Origin of the sequence: Shewanella sp. NIFS-20-20, from assembly GCF_019209865.1 — a bacterium.
GTDB lineage: Bacteria > Pseudomonadota > Gammaproteobacteria > Enterobacterales > Shewanellaceae > Shewanella.
The window spans coordinates 1-18,718 of record NZ_JAHUTT010000011.1 but is presented as its reverse complement, the minus strand read 5'-3'; the positions used below and the strand labels follow the sequence as shown (position 1 = coordinate 18,718).

16 protein-coding genes are annotated in these 18,718 nt (G+C 45.5%); 8 read left to right on the top strand and 8 right to left on the bottom strand.

All coding sequences use genetic code 11. From position 1 onward, the window contains the following. Nucleotides 1–122: 122 nt before the first annotated feature. Nucleotides 123–902 (bottom strand): hypothetical protein, encoded by a 780-nt coding sequence (locus tag KU855_RS05565; protein ID WP_218529314.1) that lies wholly within the window; start codon nucleotides 900–902, stop codon nucleotides 123–125. Between the two features lie 226 nt (nucleotides 903–1,128). Between KU855_RS05565 and cysB the strand changes: the two genes are divergently transcribed. Beyond that, a complete protein-coding gene (gene cysB / locus KU855_RS05560; protein WP_218529313.1) occupies nucleotides 1,129–2,103 on the top strand; it encodes an HTH-type transcriptional regulator CysB in 975 nt (324 codons plus the stop codon). Here cysB and KU855_RS05555 read toward each other — a convergent pair whose 3' ends face one another. Then, complete coding sequence (locus KU855_RS05555) at nucleotides 2,104–3,480, bottom strand: L-serine ammonia-lyase (protein ID WP_218529312.1); 1,377 nt, start codon at nucleotides 3,478–3,480, stop codon at nucleotides 2,104–2,106. A gap of 225 nt (nucleotides 3,481–3,705) precedes the next feature. Between KU855_RS05555 and nagZ the strand changes: the two genes are divergently transcribed. Beyond that, entirely contained in the window at nucleotides 3,706–4,722 is a 1,017-nt protein-coding gene (nagZ, locus tag KU855_RS05550; RefSeq protein WP_218529311.1) for a beta-N-acetylhexosaminidase, read from the top strand. 14 nt (nucleotides 4,723–4,736) lie between these two features. Continuing rightward, nucleotides 4,737–5,279 (top strand): alpha/beta hydrolase YcfP, encoded by a 543-nt coding sequence (gene ycfP / locus KU855_RS05545; protein WP_218529310.1) that lies wholly within the window; start codon nucleotides 4,737–4,739, stop codon nucleotides 5,277–5,279. 22 nt (nucleotides 5,280–5,301) lie between these two features. On the opposite strand, the gene KU855_RS05540 is transcribed toward ycfP, so the two are convergent. The 6 genes from KU855_RS05540 to dapA all read right to left on the bottom strand — a co-directional run bounded on the left by KU855_RS05540 (nucleotide 5,302) and on the right by dapA (nucleotide 11,436). Continuing rightward, on the bottom strand, nucleotides 5,302–5,868 hold the full coding sequence (locus tag KU855_RS05540; protein ID WP_218529309.1) for a DUF1415 domain-containing protein: 567 nt from the start codon (nucleotides 5,866–5,868) through the stop codon (nucleotides 5,302–5,304). Nucleotides 5,869–5,983: 115 nt separating this feature from the next. Further along, nucleotides 5,984–7,057 carry a ketoacyl-ACP synthase III gene (locus tag KU855_RS05535; RefSeq protein WP_218529308.1) on the bottom strand — a complete coding sequence of 358 codons (1,074 nt, stop codon included), beginning with the start codon at nucleotides 7,055–7,057 and terminating at the stop codon, nucleotides 5,984–5,986. Between the two features lie 78 nt (nucleotides 7,058–7,135). Beyond that, on the bottom strand, nucleotides 7,136–7,810 hold the full coding sequence (locus KU855_RS05530) for a GntR family transcriptional regulator (RefSeq protein WP_218529307.1): 675 nt from the start codon (nucleotides 7,808–7,810) through the stop codon (nucleotides 7,136–7,138). Nucleotides 7,811–7,944: 134 nt separating this feature from the next. Beyond that, complete coding sequence (locus KU855_RS05525; RefSeq protein WP_218529306.1) at nucleotides 7,945–9,483, bottom strand: aldehyde dehydrogenase (NADP(+)); 1,539 nt, start codon at nucleotides 9,481–9,483, stop codon at nucleotides 7,945–7,947. An 18-nt stretch (nucleotides 9,484–9,501) separates the two neighbouring features. Then, nucleotides 9,502–10,503, bottom strand: a complete 1,002-nt coding sequence (locus KU855_RS05520) for a 4-hydroxyproline epimerase (RefSeq protein ID WP_218529305.1) — start codon at nucleotides 10,501–10,503, stop codon at nucleotides 9,502–9,504. An 18-nt stretch (nucleotides 10,504–10,521) separates the two neighbouring features. Beyond that, nucleotides 10,522–11,436 (bottom strand): 4-hydroxy-tetrahydrodipicolinate synthase, encoded by a 915-nt coding sequence (gene dapA / locus KU855_RS05515; RefSeq protein ID WP_218529304.1) that lies wholly within the window; start codon nucleotides 11,434–11,436, stop codon nucleotides 10,522–10,524. Between the two features lie 671 nt (nucleotides 11,437–12,107). Between dapA and KU855_RS05510 the strand changes: the two genes are divergently transcribed. From KU855_RS05510 to gmhB, 5 genes are all read left to right on the top strand, one after another. Further along, nucleotides 12,108–13,364 (top strand): FAD-binding oxidoreductase, encoded by a 1,257-nt coding sequence (locus tag KU855_RS05510; RefSeq protein ID WP_218529303.1) that lies wholly within the window; start codon nucleotides 12,108–12,110, stop codon nucleotides 13,362–13,364. Nucleotides 13,365–13,751: 387 nt separating this feature from the next. Continuing rightward, nucleotides 13,752–15,119, top strand: a complete 1,368-nt coding sequence (locus KU855_RS05505; protein ID WP_218529302.1) for a hypothetical protein — start codon at nucleotides 13,752–13,754, stop codon at nucleotides 15,117–15,119. Nucleotides 15,120–15,126: 7 nt separating this feature from the next. After that, the gene (locus KU855_RS05500) at nucleotides 15,127–16,317 is read left to right on the top strand and encodes a glycosyltransferase (protein ID WP_256260893.1); all 1,191 of its coding nucleotides are present in this window, start codon (nucleotides 15,127–15,129) and stop codon (nucleotides 16,315–16,317) included. 137 nt (nucleotides 16,318–16,454) lie between these two features. Beyond that, a complete protein-coding gene (locus KU855_RS05495; protein ID WP_218529301.1) occupies nucleotides 16,455–17,516 on the top strand; it encodes an HlyD family secretion protein in 1,062 nt (353 codons plus the stop codon). 283 nt (nucleotides 17,517–17,799) lie between these two features. Continuing rightward, complete coding sequence (gene gmhB, locus KU855_RS05490; protein WP_218529300.1) at nucleotides 17,800–18,345, top strand: D-glycero-beta-D-manno-heptose 1,7-bisphosphate 7-phosphatase; 546 nt, start codon at nucleotides 17,800–17,802, stop codon at nucleotides 18,343–18,345. Nucleotides 18,346–18,718: the final 373 nt, after the last annotated feature.

The window sequence follows — 18,718 nt, the reverse complement described above, 5'->3', positions numbered from 1 at the left end:
ATCATGATCCAGTACTAGCCTGTGTTAGTACTGGATTTTTTTATGCTTAAACGCTGACATTGGCCAATAAAAAAGCCGCTCGAATGAGCGGCTTGTAAGATGGGGAAATTAACGCAAAATTATTACCATTTCTTTTTCGGTTGGAACAACATATCCAAATCGTCTTCTGGCTTTTCATTGCGAGTAGCCGTCGGTTGATCGGTTTCTTGAGCCCCGGTTAATTCTTCAAGTAGTAGCTTAGCTTCATCTACCTTTTTAAGTACAAACGGATCGGAGGGGTTGTGTTGCTTTAATGCGTTGAGTGTAGAAATTGCCTTCGTTACCAATTGCTTAGCCGAACCATATTGTTTAATTGCACAAGCGCTACGAGCACGATTGAGCATGGCATCAACATTTATCCTTAATTGCAGGCTATCGATACGCTTCTCTTCTTGGGTGAAGACCTCGGGGTTTATTTTGCCCTTGCTATTTTCATTGCGCAAAATCGCTTTCAATTTTTTCAGTGATTGCACCAATAATAAAATTTGTTTGTCGTTGTCAGGTAGACGGAAGTTTTCGATGGGTGGCGCTTGACCGTTACTCTTTTTTAATTGCTCAAGCATACTGTTGACATCGATCAGACGCTTTTCTAACTGATTTGAGACCGGGGGCTTAGTTGACGACAAGGCCGATTCCAGAGCGTCTTTAATCCTTTGATGCAAAATGATGATGATTTGAGTGGAACAAGGCAACATAGCTGAATTGGCTAACACGGCTTCTGTTTCATCAAGAATCGCCTTTTGACGATTAAACTCAGTTCTACGATCGGCCTCAACGCGCTCTTTCTGCTGTTGTATGATGTTGATCCCGATCACCACTAATACCAAGGCGCCTATCAGGACTAAGACCACAGTGAATATCATAGGTAATCCATTAAGTTAAGAATTGAGACAATGCTACATTAAATCAAACAACTAGCATAGTTATCTTAGTCTAGCTTTACGATTGTGTCGCGCTCGACAGGTAAATCATATTATTTATTCCGCTTTGGTTTGGTAATCTGCACTATTAAAACTAATAATTATAGGTATTCAGTCAGGAAAGACGTCTGCGGGTCTTCGTAGGAAGTTAGTGGTCAGGATAACCAACATGAAATTGCAACAGCTTAGATATATCGCCGAAGTTGTAAATCATAACCTCAATGTGTCGGCTACGGCTGACGCGCTGTATACCTCGCAACCTGGGGTTAGCAAGCAAGTGCGTATGCTTGAAGATGAGCTGGGTATTCAAATATTTCAGCGAAGTGGTAAACACTTGACGCATGTGACTGAAGCCGGAGAGCAGGTGATTGCGATTGCCAATGATATTCTCAATAAAGTCGATTGCATAAAAAGCGTTGCCCACGAGTTTACTTGCCCAGATCAGGGGCATTTACGCCTTGCCACCACCGAGACTTTGGCGCGTTATGCCTTGCCGCAGGTGATCAAACCTTTTCTAAGCCAGTATCCCAAGGTCTGTCTTGATATGCATCAAGGGAGTGGCGCCTATATTGAAGACAAAGTGATCCAAGGCGACGTGGATTTTGTGATCACCGACCACCCTTTACCTGTGATTGCGGAGTTATTGTTATTACCTTGCTACTTGTGCAACTACAGCATAGTCGTGCCCGCCACGCACCCCTTAGCGAGAGCACCACAATTGACCTTAGCTAAGTTGGCTGAGTTTCCATTGTTAACCTATTTGGGCAGCGGTGTGGGTAAATCCCCCATCGATATGGCCTTTGAACAAGCAGGCTTAAATCCGCGGGTAGCTTTCACGGCGATCAGTGCCGATGTGGTTAACACTTACGTGGCGATGGGGTTAGGAGTGGGAATTGTGGCGACGATGGCGATTGATAAGTCAGTGGATAGCGAGTTTGTCGTGCGTGATGCTAGCCATTTGTTCAAGGCGAGCATCACACGTATTGGTTTTCGTCGTGGCAGTTTTTTACGGCGCTATTTGCTTGATTTTATTCACGCAGTTGCGCCACATCTTAGTCGAGAACAAATTGAACAAATTACACTCCAAAAAGAACAGCACTTGATTGACCGCATCGTGGCTGATATCCCTTTGCCAGTGCGTTAGTTAACACTCAACAATATTCACGGCTAAGCCCCCCTTAGCCGTTTCTTTATATTTGCTGCCCATGTCTCGGCCAGTATCCATCATGGTTTTGATGACTTTATCTAAACTGACTTTGTGATTGCCATCGCCACGTAATGCCATTCGCGAGGCGTTGATGGCTTTCACTGCACCCATGGCATTGCGTTCAATACATGGCACTTGGACTAAGCCGCCGACAGGATCACAGGTGAGGCCTAAGTTATGTTCCATACCTATTTCAGCGGCGTTTTCTACCTGCTCAACTGTGCCACCCATGATGGCGGTTAATGCGCCAGCGGCCATAGAGCACGCGACTCCAACTTCTCCCTGGCAGCCCACTTCCGCGCCAGAAATAGAAGCGTTTTTCTTATAGAGAATACCAATGGCGGCAGCGGTTAACAGAAAACGATTACATATATCTTGGTCGACTTCTTCAACAAACATATCGTAATAACATAATACCGCCGGAATAATCCCCGCAGCACCGTTTGTTGGGGCTGTCACCACGCGATCGCCCGCGGCATTTTGCTCATTCACTGATAAGGCAAACAGATCAACCCAATCCATCGCGGTTAGGGGATCGATATTGTTACGACCTTCGGCTTTTAAGCGCCGATACAAAGAAGGGGCGCGTCTTCTTAATTTTAAGCCACCGGGTAACAATCCCTCTTTGGAATAGCCTTTATTGACACAATCTTTCATAGTTTGCCAAATGGCCCATAACTGGGCATCAATGGCACCTTCATTGTGAACACTTAATTCATTTTGCATCATTAATGAGGCAATGCTTAAGCCATTGTTATTACACATTGAGACTAGCTCAAGCGCACTATTGAAGTCATAGGGTGCGGCAGTAATTGGCGTGGCTGGCGAGGCATCGGTGGCCAATATTTCATCTTGATCAAGCACAAACCCGCCGCCAACAGAATAATAGGTGCGCTGGGCGATACATTGCCCAGCTTGGTAGGCATACAAGGTCATGGCATTGGCATGTGCGGGTAAGGTTTTGCGTCTATGGTAAGTTATGCCATCTTGACGAGTAAAGTTAACAATATGGCCATTGCTGAGTGTGAGTTTTTGTTCTTGTTCTACCAATGCCAGCATGGCATCGATATTATCGGTATTCACAAGGTGGGGTTCTTCACCGAGCAAGCCTAAAATCACGGCTTTGCCTGTACCGTGGCCCTTACCTGTTTGACCTAAAGATCCAAACAGTTCCGATCGTAACTCGTCGACCTGTTCTAGGAGTCCTTGGCTGACTAGCCCTTCGATGAACGTTTTGGCGGCTTTCATCGGGCCCACGGTGTGTGAGCTAGATGGGCCAATCCCAATCTTAAACATGTCAAAAACACTGATCATAACCATTACCTTGATGTAATTTCTGGCTAATAAATTATAGCCACCTTGTCATTAAGACGTTAATTAAGTCAGTATCCCACAGAGTGAGTCAGAACAATTCATGAGATTTTCTTATCCTTGTGATTACCGTTATCAAATTTTATCAAACAAGCCCTTAATCCCTGCTCTACAGTAGGCTAGGTTTTATGGCAGACTACAGCCAACGAAAATATAGATGGATTTGAGATGAGCTATTTAATGATGGATCTGCAAGGACTGGCATTGAGTCCTTTAGAGGCAGAGCAATTAGCGCACCCAGCCGTAGGCGGTTTGATCCTTTTTAGTAGAAATTACCAAGATCGCTCCCAATTAGCGCAGTTGATAGCCAGTGTACGCCGGTGTCGGCCAGAGATCTTAATTGCCGTCGATCAAGAGGGTGGGCGTGTGCAACGCTTTCGAGAAGGCTTTACTGCCATACCGGCAATGGGTAGCGTGCTTCGCGTCGCCAAAGATCCTCAACAAGCCTGCGATTGGGCGCGGGAACTAGGTTTTTTAATGGCGATCGAGTTAGTCTCTATCGATATTGATTTAAGTTTTGCCCCCGTGCTTGATCTCAATGGCATCAGTGAGGTAATTGGTAGCCGCAGTTTCAGTGATGACCCAGCCATGGTGGCACGTTTAGCCGAGTCTTTTATTGACGGCATGCAGAGTGCTGGGATGGCCGCGGTAGGCAAACATTTCCCCGGCCATGGCAGTGTTGCCGCCGACTCGCATATCGCCATGCCAGTCGATGAGCGGTCAGCTGACGCTATCCGCGCGCATGATTTAATTCCGTTTCAGTCGCTGATGCGTAAAGATAAATTGCAAGGGGTGATGCCTGCACATGTGATTTACCCGCAAGTAGATAAGCAACCTGCAGGCTTTTCACGCATTTGGTTACAGCAGATTTTAAAGCAAGAACTTGAATTTAACGGGGTGATTTTCTCCGATGACTTGGGCATGAAAGGGGCAACGGTGGCCGGTGACTATCGAGCGCGGGTTAATGCTGCTTTAACTGCCGGGTGTGATATGGCATTACTATGTAATGATCCGGCCGGCGTCGCGAGTGTACTTGATCCTGAGTTTTTATGGCCTGCGTTTTCGCAACCATCAGTGGCAACGCGCTTGTTGGCGAATAAAGCGCAAGTAGCCATTGCCTTAGAGCAAGATAAACGTTGGCATGATGCGGTGGCGATTGCACAACATATCGTCAGTAATGTTTGATACACGGAGCGCCTATGATTTTTTACTTACACGGCTTTGATGCGACCAGTCCCGGTAATCACGACAAAATGCGTCAGTTACAATTTATCGATGCTGATGTGCGATTATTGAGTTATTCAGCCATGCATCCCAAACTCGATATGCAGCAACTACTTAATGATATTGCAAGGCAATTGGCTGTCGAACCGAATGCTAACGCATTATTTATTGGCGTGGGACTCGGCGGTTACTGGGCTGAGCGATTGGCCTTCTTAGTTGGCGGTTGTAGTGTGATGATTAACCCCAATTTATGGCCTGAACGCACGATGCAGGGGCAAATAGACCGTGCTGAAGAATATCAAGACATCGCCACCAAATGCGTGACTGACTTTCGTGCTAAAAATCAGCGGCGCTCACTGGTGATATTATCGAGAAAAGATGAATGCCTTGATGTGGCAGCTATTGAGACTTGTCTCAACCCGTATTACGACATTCATTTCGATGAAGAGCAAAGCCACAAGTTTAGCCATCTAGCGCCTTGGTTAGCTCAAATAAAAGCGTTTTATCACGCTATGTAAGCCACTAGGGCAGTGGCTTGAGTTAGTGACGGCCTTGGGGTCCGTCCTTTTTGCACTGAGCTAATAAGTCGCGGAAGAATTCAGCCCCTTTACGTTCGCAAAAGCCAATGTTGCGTTGTGGGATGGATTCTGGTTCAAGATAACCGGCGAGGGCTTTTTCTAGACTCGCTTCGCGAATGATATGTAACGTTGGGTAGGGGGCTCGATTGGTATAATTGGCCGCGGCCTGTTCATCGTCACCTTCGAAACAATAGTCCGGATGAAAACTCGCCAGCTGGTAAATGCCTTCATAGCCTTGTTCTGCTAGGCAGTCAGTAGCGGCATCGACTAAATCCAAGTAGGTATAGAAATCTTCAAAACCTCGAGGAAGAATAAACAGTGACGTTTCTAAATTCTCATGTTGATCCAAGTACTGACACTCATCAATTAATTGCTTGAGTACCGCTTTAAACTTGGTATCTTCCACCACGCGATAACGCATGGCATTGCGTTCGACTTCGCGCCGAGCAAACGGACAAATATTGTATTTCATGATAACCCGCTTTACCCAGTTATCGGTGTGAATAATGACGTCGTTTGGCTCTGACATGTTGGTCTCGTCAATGAATAAGAAGAGGTGGCCTCGGCAAAGAGGCGCAGGCTATCGCTCACCTTCCTCACCTGAAGTTCGACTTACGTCTGATCAGGTGAGGGAGGCCAACAGCCTATTGTGCTTTACTTAAGAAGTAATCTGCGGCTCGTTTGACTAATTCAAGTCCAGTGCTGTCGCAAGGGGGTAACTCGGCATCAGACTCCGCGATAGGAGTCACTCTATCCCCCCACTTGAGTAGCATGGCGGCTGAGGTTAATCCAGCGCCAAAAGCACAGGATAAAATGGTGTCTCCGGCGTTGATCCGTCCTTGCTCCAAGGCATCACAGATGGCAATCGGAATCGTTGCTGCTGAAGTATTGCCATAATTAGCAATGTTGATAAAGGCTTTACTTTTATCAATTTTCATTCGGCTAACTAAGGTATCAATGATGCGCTCATTGGCTTGGTGGGGAATTACCAAATCGATGTCATCTTTATTCGTCCCCGTTTTTTCCAAGACCTTCTTACTTAACTGCCCCATGCCCCGGATCGCGCGCTTAAAGATTTCTTGGCCATCAAATTGAATGAAGAAATCCAAAGAATCGGCATCGAACCTATCCATTTTAGTGCCAAAACCGGCACTTAAAATTTCGCGGCAGCTAGGATCGTTGTTGAGCTCATAAGCTAAAACACCCTGTTTGGTGTCGGTGGCTTCGAGGATCACGGCGCCAGCTCCATCACCAAATAGAACCGCGGTTTCCCGACGCGACCAGTCTAAATAGAAACTCAATCGCTCGGCCCCAATCACTAATACTCGCTGGCATTGGCCACTTTGGATTTGTGCATTAGCTAACCCCATGCCATAAAGAAAACCACAGCAAGCCGCGTTAATATCAAAGGCCGCACATTGAGCACCAATATTCGCTTGTACTGTCGAGGCAATGTTCGGTATCAAGGTATCGGGACTGGCGGTAGCAAGAATAATCATGTCAATTTGACTGGCATCTAACCCAGCGGCCGCTAAGGCTCGTTTAGCCGCTACCGAGGCTAACTCAGAGGTATTGACATGACTAATATGACGCTGGGAAATGCCGGTACGAGGACGGATCCACTCATCTGACGTTTCGATAAAAGTGGCGAGATCATGGTTGGTTAATATCGCAGGAGGCAGACACTTGCCCCAGCCGGTAATTGTTGCGTACTGCATGGTATATTCTCTCGTGGTGGGCTTATTTCGCCCAGACCAATAACGTGGTGCCTAAAACACATGTCCTGCAAGGAGAATTTAGTTGTTGGTTTGTTGTTCAACTAATTCACTGATGGCATTGGCCGCATGTAAGATATGATTTCTTAATAGCTTAACCGCTTTATCGGTTTGTTTGGTTCTACAAAATTCAAGCAAATCTCGATGATCTTGTTCTGCTTGGGGAATACCGCCAGTCAACAATAACTGTAATCGAATGTAGCGATCACAGTTGGTATTTAGTCCGTGGACCACATCCAAGGTGTGAGGTCGGTTGGCTGGCTGATACAGACAGGTATGAAATTGAGTGTTTAGTTCACTCCAACTGCCCACTGCATCTTCAGTTTTAAAGGCTGACTCTAGTTGATTAAGCACTTGTTCGGCCTGTTTCAGGTCGTCATCTTGAATGTTTGGAATCGCTTTGGCAAGTAATTCAGTTTCGATTAAGGCTCTCAGTTCAAACAGTTCTTTCGCTTGCGTCACCGATAATTCAGTGGCAGTCGCGCCTTTATGGGCTTCAAATTTTACCAAACCCTCGGCCTCTAATTGCACCAAGGCTTCACGAATAGGTATCCGACTGACATTGAGTTCTTCAGCCAGTGCACTTTGGCGTAACGGTTCGCCAGCGCCAATATCCCCAGACAGAATTTTCTCTCTCAGTACTTCTACTACTACCTGAGTGCGGGTTTTGTGGACGATAGGTGTCGTTCGACTCATGTTGTTTTTTTTGCCAATTTTTGTAGTAATAATCTGTAACAGATTACTCTTTGTTGATTCATAAATAAAGGGAAACTGCCTTGAGACAGCTTCCCTTAATGGCGTGCCACCTATGGGTTAGTGATGTTTATGGCTTAATGGCGCAACGACTCAGGTAAGAGTGCTTGAGGGTAATTCTGATAGCAAATTGGGCGCAAGAAACGCCAAATAGCTTGGCTGCCAACCGATGTTGAGCGACTGTCTGTACTGGCTGGATAAGGGCCACCATGTTGCATTGATGGACAGACTTCTACGCCGGTAGGCAGTTGATTAACCATGATCCTACCTACTTTATAACACAGGGATTCAACGAGCTCTTGGTAATGGATCACTTCCTGATCTTCGCCATGAATACTCGCCGTGAGTTGACCGGGTAATTGTTCAATGAGTTGGAGGCGTTCTTGCTCGGACTGGCAGATAACCACCAGTACACACGGGCCAAAAATTTCTTCAGCTAGGATCGGGTGCTGTTGAAAGCTGTTGGCATCGGTGAGCAGGGCATAGGGACGAATGAGGTGATTGGCATGATTGGCATGATTGGCTTGGCCTTGGGCTATTACATCAACCCCGCTAAGCTGCAAGATCTGCTCTACTTGCCATTGATAGCTTTGTGAAATGGCCAAGGTTAACATATTGGCCGCTGGACGCTCGGCAATGTCTGCGGCTAAGGTGCGAAGATAACTATCTAAGCCCTCGCCTTGGGTCACAAGCACTAACCCCGGTGATGTACAGAATTGGCCATGACCCATTAACATGGACTCGACTTGGTTATGCGCCAAGGTTGCTCCTTTACGTGCTAAGGCTTGCGGCAAAATGATTTGCGGGTTACTCGAACCTAACTCACCGTAAAATGGGATGGGGTTGGCACGGGCGGCACATAAATCAGCGAGAAGACGGCCAACCTTATGTGAGCCAGTAAAGCCAACGGCAGCAACGGCTGGATGTTGTACTAGTGCGGTGGATAACTGCGGCTGCTGTCCTTGCAGTAAGCTGAAAATACCCGCTGGGAGTTGGCAGCGCCTCAGGGCTTTTAGAATCGCATTGGCCACGCATTCGCTGGTCCCTGGGTGAGCCGGATGCGCTTTAACGATCACCGGACATCCGGCGGCTAATGCCGAGGCGGTATCGCCACCGGCAGTAGAAAATGCCAGTGGGAAATTAGATGCACCAAACACCGCCACCGGACCCAAAGGGAGATACCCAAGGCGGGTATCAGGCTTGGGAAGGGGGTGGCGGTGGGCGTCGCCTTTATCAATATACCTAGGTTGGTAGTCACTCAGTAACGTTTGGGCAAACAGACGCAATTGGCCGCAGATGCGAGTGGTTTCAGCGCTCAATCTCGCTTGAGGCAAACTCGTTTCAACCATGGCAATCGCGATGATATCTGCTTGCGCCAGTTCAATTTCTTCGGCAATGGTTTGTAGCAGAGTGGCGCGTGTTGCTGGAGATGCGCGCCGATAGGTCGTAAATGCCTGACTTGCCGCATTAACGGCTAGGGCGATGGTGTCGGCATCGGCTTCGGCAAAGCTTTGGCTTAATGCCAGATTGGTAGCCGGGTCCATAGGTGTAAAAGCCGTGGCTTGCCCTAGCCATTGGCCATTGATTAAATGCTGTCCCAGTAGTGTTGGTGTCATTAAAAAGTTTCCTTGTATTTATAGGACTTGGAAGCCGTGTGCATAAGGGTCGTCATCATCAACCACGATACAGTTGTGGCCGATGACTTTAGCCCAGCCTTGAATACTTGGTAATATGGCAGGGTAGTCTCCAACGTGTGAACAGGCTTCGATGCGGCCGATAAATTGGCTGCCGATGATACTTTCATGGGTGAAACTGTCGCCGACGCTAAGCAAGCCGCGGGCATAAAGTTGTGCCATCCTTGCACTAGTGCCCGTACCGCATGGTGATCTATCGATAGCGTTATCGCCATAAAACACGGCGCACGCACCATCAGAACCTGGCGCGATTGGATCTCCTGTCCACAACACATGGCTAATGTCTTTAATCGAGGCATCATTAGGATGAACGCAGCTCAATTGCTGTTGCGCTGCGGCGCGAACCAGCGGGCTCCAACGGTGAATGTCTGCAGCGCTCCAATGTCGCAGCCCAGGAAAGTGTTGCTGAGGATCTACAATCACATAGTAGTTACCGCCGTAGGCAACATCGACCTTAAGATGACCCAATCCTGGCACGTCTAACATCGCATCTTGATGGGCTAAAAAGGAGGGGACATTATAGATTTTCACCCAGTCGACCTTACCATCGCGGGTCTGATAGTCGATGTTAATTTGTCCGGCAGGAACATCAATAATCAGGGTTCCTGGGGTCTTCGGGGTGAGAAGGCCTGCGCCTATGGCTGCGGTGATGGTGCCTATGGTGCCGTGGCCACACATCGGCAGGCAACCGCTTGTTTCAATAAATAAGATAGATGCGTCGGCATTCTCACTGCAAGGAGGGTAGAGAAATGAGCCCGACATCATGGCATGGCCACGAGGCTCAAACATCAATGCTTGCCTGATCCAATCATGATCTTGCATAAAATGTTGGCGCTTTTCACTCATGGTTGTGCCTAACAAGTGCGGATGGCCACTACTGACCAACCGTACCGGATTGCCACAAGTATGAGCGTCGATGCAAAAAAACGTACCTTTTAACATCGTCACATTCCTTGGCTATTAGTTAAGGTTGAACTTGCTTAAATCGATGCGCTGACTCAGTGCCGTGTTAACCGTACGTTCAACATAAGCCCGCTCTTCGCCCTCCAGGGGCAGTCGGGGTAAGCGCACATTTTCACTGCCACGCTCGAGCATTTGTTCTGCTAATTTAATGCATTGAACTAAGGTGGGAATGGTATCTAAGCGTAGCAATGGCATAAACCAGCGGTAGATTTCGCGGGCTTCTTCTATGCGGCCGGCTCGTGCTAATTGGTACAAGGCCACCGACTCTCGGGGAAATACGTTGGTCAGGCCGGAAATCCAACCCGTGGCTCCCAGTAGCATGCTTTCTAGCGCAATATCGTCGACCCCACAAAAAATGGTGAAACGATCACCAAAACGGCTTTGTAATTCTGTAATGCGCCGAGTATCGGTACTGGACTCTTTAATGGCAACAATATTGGGCTCGGCGGCCAAAATAGCGGTCATGTCGAGATCAATGTCGACGCCGTAGCTGACTGGGTTATTATAAATCATGATAGGTAACCTGGTTGAGCGAGCAACGTATTGATAATGAGCCAATACTTCTTTGTCTGTTCCTCGATAGACCACGGCTGGTAATAGCATGATGCCATCTATCCCGAGAGGTTCAAGATCATTGACGTATTGTGCGGCAGCGCGAGCCGTATTTTCGGTACAACCAGCAATGACGGTAATACGCCCTTTCACTGTGGCTACCGTGTGTTCAATAAAGGCACGCTTTTCCTCTGCACTCAGTGACGCATTTTCACCCACAGTCCCTAACGCAATAATGCCGTCAATGCCCTCATCAATGAGTGCTTCAAGCATAGTGGCATTAGATGCAAAGTTAATTGAACCATCATCATGAAATTGCGTTGAAATTGCAGGAAATACCCCTTGCCAATTAATCTTCATTGTCGACCTCTCTGTTAAAATAATCATAACGGTATATTGTATACAATAATCCAAGGTGTATGATGTTATCAAGATGTATTTTTTTTGCGATATTCTGGTGCAATACCAGGGGTGATGAATAGATACCTTTGCCATCTAGGTATGCTCCTTGCTGTCTAAGTTGGCGTTAAGCACCTGCAGCATGCAGATATCATGGATTTTTCTGCGCAAGCATCTGATACGTAATGAGTAAAACGTCTGCATAAAGCATTGTTCAGTGTTTATGCACAGTCAGTGATAGGTTAACCGCAAGTAGAATATTATGGCTGCGGGCACAATTTCGCCGCCCATAGTAGAGGCTGGTTGATGGCCTGATGTTAACCTTTAAGTGCTGCCATCTTGCTAAAGGCCTGCAGCCATGGTCTGAGAACATGGACGGTGGCGAATAGCGAGCACCACTGACTGGGGATGGCAAAACAGGGGGTGAGCTTACATAGCCCTACCGTAATGAGCTCGAGTGTCTGAGTGGTGATTTATCACGGACGAGTCAACATTTTATCGGTGACCAAAGTGGGAGCGTGGCGATTTTATTATCGATGCTAACCTCGCAGGTCTGTATCACTGAAACTTGAGATTGGATTAATCCATCCCCACACGCAATAAATGAGAAGAGGGACATGATGAAGCAACGAATGCTAAACACAAACGATCAAGATATTTGTGTGCTAGGGGCGGGGGTCGTGGGGTTAACGTCCGCCTTGTATTTGCAACAGGCGGGATATCAGGTCACCCTCCTCGACAAACAGGGAGTGGCTTTGGGAGCATCTTTTGGTAATGCCGGACATTTTGCTACTGAACAGGTGTTTCCGTTAGCGGATCCCAAATTACTGTTAACGCTTCCGCAGATGCTGATGGACCCTCTCGGGCCGCTGCGTATTCGTCCTCAATACCTTCATCGAGCACTGCCGTGGTTTTTACGGTTTATGGTGAATATGTCCTCAGAGCGGAGATTACATAATAAGCAAGGGATCAAAGCCCTTAATGAACAGTCAATCTCAGCCATCAAGGCTTTGGTAACAAGTTGCGGATGTGAACATCTATTAACGCTTAACGGCAGTCTATTAGTGTTTGAGCATACGGCGTTGTTCGACATACGGCATCAATGGCAATCCTATGTTAACGAAGGCATTGCCGTTACGTTGCTAACTGGCCAACAGGTGCGAGAGCTGGAACCTTGTTTGAGTCGTAAGATCACCTATGCCTTATGGTTTACTGACGTGGGTCATACTGAGGATCCTTACCAGTTATGCCTAGCTATTTTTAACAAGTTTATTAGCTTAGGCGGGGCGTTTACTCAGGCTGATGTCACTAAGATTAATGTCAACAATCCTAGTGCACCATTGACGCTTACAATAGAGGATACTGACATTGAGATAAATAAACTCTTGTTGACGGCAGGCGCTTGGTCGCGACCTTTCGCCAAGCAATTAGGATATAAGGTGCCGCTCGAAACAGAGCGAGGCTATCATTTAATGATGCCGCAACAATCCAATTTAACGCGACCGGTGGCATCGTACGAGCGTAAAATGATCATCACCCCGATGGCAACAGGGACGCGTTTAGCTGGGACCGTCGAATTTGGGGGCTTAGACGCGCCAATGTCTTTGGCGAGGGCGGATTGTCTATTACCGCATGCTAAAGCGCTAATGCCCAGTGTGTTTTTGCAAGCCTCGGCCGACCAAGGGCAACGTTGGATGGGGTTTAGACCATCATTGCCAGACAGCTTGCCAGTGATAAGTCAAACACATCACGATAACGTGTTTGTTTCATTTGGTCATCAACACTTAGGGTTGACTTGGTCAGCCATCAGTGCCCAATTAACAGGTGAACTAATCCAAGGTCACCGGCCCACTATCGACATGGGGTTCTATCGGATAGATAGGTTTTAAATGTCGACTAGTAGCGTCTAGATGCTTAAGCGGCGATGGAAATAACTGAAAATATAAGGGTCCAATGTCAATCTAGACAGTATTTACAATGTTAATAATGCGTGAAATCATTTTAAGTTAAAACAATGGCTTAATCACTATAACGTTAATAGTTCAGCGTACAATTATCATTGCGCATTATTAGACTTGGGGAACACATTGCTAACCTTCTGTTGCTTATTTGTCTTTTGTGGGGCGCGCTTGTGTCAGTGGTATTGGTGTTGATGCTGGCGTGTTGCTCATGATAATATTTGTTGCGTATTTTGTGGTCGGAGTGTTGTGTTGCCATGCGGGTTGTCAAAACATGCTAAATTAGTTGTATACAAATTTTTAGGGTGGTGGTTGCCAATGAATAATGTCATGAATGTTAACCCGAGTCAGCCAAGTAAAAAAACTGGCATCTGGCTCGGAATGCCGCCGCCAATAGAATATCAACAACAATATATTTTCATTGATAATATGAATGAATTGCTTAATGTTGATTTGAACAATGCCTATTTTGTCATTGCAGCTGCCCCTGCAGAACAAGATGAATTATTGTTATATTTACGTAAACAATATACCACCGGCTTATGTTTAATTTTTGTGACCGCCGCTAGTCGAATGTCTCCCTATTTAGCCAATGGCCTATTTGGTGAAGATGTCGATAAACATGTGGATAAATACCTGCATAAGAAAAGTTTGGTAAATTTATATTATGAAAAGAATCATGAATTTACATTGCTAACTTACCTTTGGCTGCATCCTGATTTTGAGTTAACCCCGATGAAAGATCCTCAAGGAGCTTCATTATTTTATTATCCTATTTTTGAAGCTTGGGGGATCTCTAACGTCGATAGTTTTGCTCTATTAGCCCAATTACAAGCAAAAGGTTGGCTCGAATCTACCCGATTAATAAGCCGAGTAAGATTTAGCCCTTGTTGCCATTCATCTCACCTGAATTATATTGATGTGTGCCCACGTTGCTTCGATTTAGATATTAATATTATGGCCAGCTTGCATTGCTTTAATTGTGGTCATATCGGGGAGCAAAGTGCATTTAGAGATGCTGGTGTGCTCGCATGTCCCAATTGTTTTACACAGTTAAGGCATATTGGTGTTGATTACGACAGACCGATTGAGACCCATTCGTGCAGATGTTGTCATCATATGTTTGTCGATGCCAATGTTCAGGCTCAGTGCCTTGAATGTGATGAAAAGCATGCTTTAGATGAGTTAGTTGTCAGAAATATCCACACATACCGTTTAGCGCAATCAGGACGTTTACTGGTCATCCAAGGGGCGATGACTCAGATATTCTCAGAGATTTCAGGCAATGTGATGGACTCAAACCAGTTTTACTGGGTGATCAAATGGCAAAATGAATTGGCCAGACGCCATCATCACCGCCATGCCATTATTGCGATAAAGGTGCTGAATTTAGATGAAATTGTCAGTTCGGAACTTAGCTTTTTGCAGTTACAGGAATTTCAAGAGCGTTTATCGTCAATCGTGAGGACTACCGATGCCTGTAGTCAGTTTACTGAGGAAGGCTTGTTACTGTTTTTGCCTTTTGTAAACAGTAACCAACTACAGTCTGTGTATAAAAAATTGACGGAATTGACATCTTCATTGTCGCAAGAATTTCAATTTCAGTTTAATCATGTAGAACTGCCTTCTGAAATAGGAATTGATGTGAAAAGTTGGCTGGTGGATAATTTCGTTGGCTTGGAATGATTAGCAAATGTTTGATTTGACAACTATTGCATTCTTATTTTTAGAGATTAAGCACAGCCTTAGTCAGGATGGCAGTGTCATTTTATGGTTTTTACCCCTGATCATTTGTTTCGAATTACCATTAATGATTTTAGTGGTTAGCGGCATTGTCCGTTTTTATTATCAACAACACCAAACGACTCAGGTGAACAGTTTTTTCACGCCCAAAGTCTCTTGCATCATTACCTGTTACGCCGAGCAAGAAGCCGTTAAAACCACCATTGCGTCGGTAGCAGAGCAGGTGTATGACGGCGACATCCAAATTATTGCGGTGGTTGATGGGGCGGTGGCTAATCATGAAACCTATCAACATGCGTGTGATGCGGCCAAGCAATACGCCACCGTTAACCGACAGATCATAGTATTGCCTAAATGGCAACGTGGTGGACGCGTGTCAGCCTTAAATGCAGGTTTAAGTGTGGCTAATGGAGAGATCATTTTTAATGCGGATGCTGATACTTCATTTGATAATGATAGTGTCGCGCAAATCGTTAGTTATTTTGCTGATCCTAATGTCCCTGCTGTTGCGGGTGCTCTTAGGGTCAGAAATTCCAATGCATCGTTAGTGACAAGAATGCAATCGATTGAATACTTAATTTCGATGCAAGGGGGGAAAACCGGTTTAGCTCAATGGAATTTAGTGAATAATATATCCGGTGCTTTCGGTGCTTTTCGTCGAGAGCTCTTAATACAAATCGGCGGTTGGGATACGCATACCGCAGAAGATCTTGATTTAACCTTACGCTTTAAACAATATTTTAAACGTCATTCAGAATGGCGAATTCCTTTCGCGACCTTTGCGGTTGGGCATACTGATGCTCCTGATACTCTCTACTCTCTAATTTGGCAGCGATTACGATGGGATGGAGATTTATTTTTTCTGTATTTTAGAAAACATTGGCCGGCTTTCTCGCCAAAGTTACTTGGTATGGGCACCTTTATTTTTACCTTACTTTATGGCTTCTTACAAAACGTATTGATGCCTGTCATTATTGCTGGCTATACATTGTATATTTTGTTCAGTTATCCGTTTGAATTTGTGGTGTCTATGACTGCATTTATTTATTGTGTTTATTTGGCGGTGTTAATATTTCTCTACTTCATCGTGTTGCTAGCGGTATCTGAACGGCCAAAACAAGACCTGAAATTATTACCCTAGTTGTTTATTTATCCTCTGTATGCATTGTTTATGCGCTTTATTTGTCTATTCGCATTGTTAAATGAATGGGTTAGGCGTTCTCACGAAGAAAGTTCCATGGCTCCTTGGTGGGTACTTAAACGAGGTCGTAAATTTTAATGAAAATCATCTATCCTGCTACCAGTAAGAGCAAAACACCGACTCATGAAAAAGGTATTAAAGTCAATTACGCGCAATCGAAGCGCGATGGTTTTCGAGGCCGTTGGTATTTATTACTGTTGTTAGTCATCTCTCCCGTGGTGTTATTGGCCTGGTTTTTAGCCCGGCCATATGTGTTTATTCTTGCGCCAGGTATTATTACCACTGAACCACTAGGAATGCGGGCGCCAGAGCTGAGTGTTGTCTCTGAATTGCTGGTAAATGTCGGTGATTTAGTTGAAAAAGATACGGCATTAATTCAACTTAAGCTGCCGACATTGTCAGCGAAGATAAACGAGTTACACCTGCAACAATCACAATTAGATTTATCGCTGACTGAACAGCAAGTGGCTATTTTAAATCAATATCAGCAACGCATTCATGTCGCGAGTATCGGGTTAGAAAAGCAAGAGTCGTTACTGAAAGATTTTCAAAAATTTAAGGATAAAGGCTTGGTGCCTTTATCGGATATGGCCGCAATCATCGAAGCACAAACGGCCTCAAGTATGGCCTATGAACAAGCCAAAGGTGATTATTTAAATGCGATTTATGAGCAACGCATTGAGCAAGAATCGGGTTCTCTAGCTCAGTTAAAACTATCACTAGCCCGTGAACTCAGTGCACTTAAAAGTCAGCAACAACAACTGACTATTCTCGCTCCTTTTGTCGGTAGGATAAGTGAAATTCAGGTGCAGGTTGGCGAGTTTGTCAACTCAGAGGTGCCATTGTTGTGGTTATCGGGACGAGAAAAGCCTGTGGTAATTGCTTATCTTGAACCTAAGTACCTCGATTATGTTGATATTGGTCAACTAGCCACGGTCAAGTTACCTACAGGGGAGACCTTTCGCGCACAAATAAATGAACCCACCGAGCTGGTGGGGCGCTTACCCAAACAGTTGATGGGGCCCTTTGATGGTGAAAAGCCTGTGCTAAAGGTCACGTTAACCCCGCAGGAACCCTTAGATATTAATATTGAAGGCATACCAGTTGAGATCAGTTTTGACCACCATTGGCAACAATGAAACTAGCTGTCATTGAACAGACACTATAGTTCAGTGATTGCATGATAATGAAGGCAGCGGGGCGATAACTAGTCATGTGCTCCGCCGCTGTCAGATTGGCATGCAATGATAGCTAGCAATATGTGTTCAGTGTCCCGCGGCTAAAATCCAATCGGTGTAAAAAATAGCGCTTGTAGGCTGTTGAGCGTCTGTCTTGTGACAATTCCCCTAATAATGACGATGCAATTTGAACACAACAGTGAAATAATAAGCACAAATTTTGATAGTTATCGGAGCTTGAACTGTGAGTCGAGCCATTTTTTTAGATCGTGATGGTGTAATCAACAAAGATCATGGCTATGTCCATCAAGTTGACGATTTTGAATACATTGATGGTGTCTTTGAATCCTGCATGTCGTTAAAGCAAATGGGATATAAATTGGTGGTAGTTACTAATCAATCAGGCATTGCCCGTGGTATGTATAGTGAAGATCAGTTTCATAGTCTGACCGAATGGATGGATTGGAACTTTGCCGATAAAGGGGTTGAATTAGATGGCATCTATTATTGTCCACATCATGCAGAACAAGGCATTGGTGTGTACAAAGTGGATTGTGACTGCCGTAAACCTAAACCGGGCATGCTCAATGATGCTGCTAAGTACCTATCACTAGATTTGAGTCAATCGGTCATGGTGGGTGATAAAGTCGATGATATGTTGGCGGCCAAAGCTGCCGGTGTTCCAATTCGTATTTTAGTTAGAACTGGTAAAGAAATCGTCGAGAGTGCCGAAGCTACAGTGATCCTCGATAGTATCGCCGATGTACCAGCTTATTTAAGTGGGTTATAGAGCAAAAAGGGGCGTTGAAGCGCTGTTTTGAGTAAAAAAGCACCGCTTGGTTTGAAAAGTGTGCGAACGATTGGTTTTTGCGATGTTTTTCAATAAAAGGGCTTGCGCTAAATTCTTTCTTGCCTATAATTCGCAACCACTGACACGATGAATGATTCGTAGGTCAGAGAGTTTCGGCTCAGTCACCTAGTGACATGTTCTTTAACAATTTATCAGACAATCTATGTGGACATTCACAGTAGTTGCTAAATCGACAACGATTTAAAACGTCTCGCAAGAGACTTCAACGAAGATGTCCGCATAACATGCAAATTCGGTGATTTATCATCGAATCGACAGAATTCATTGAGCAGGACTTTCGGGTCCGAAAAAA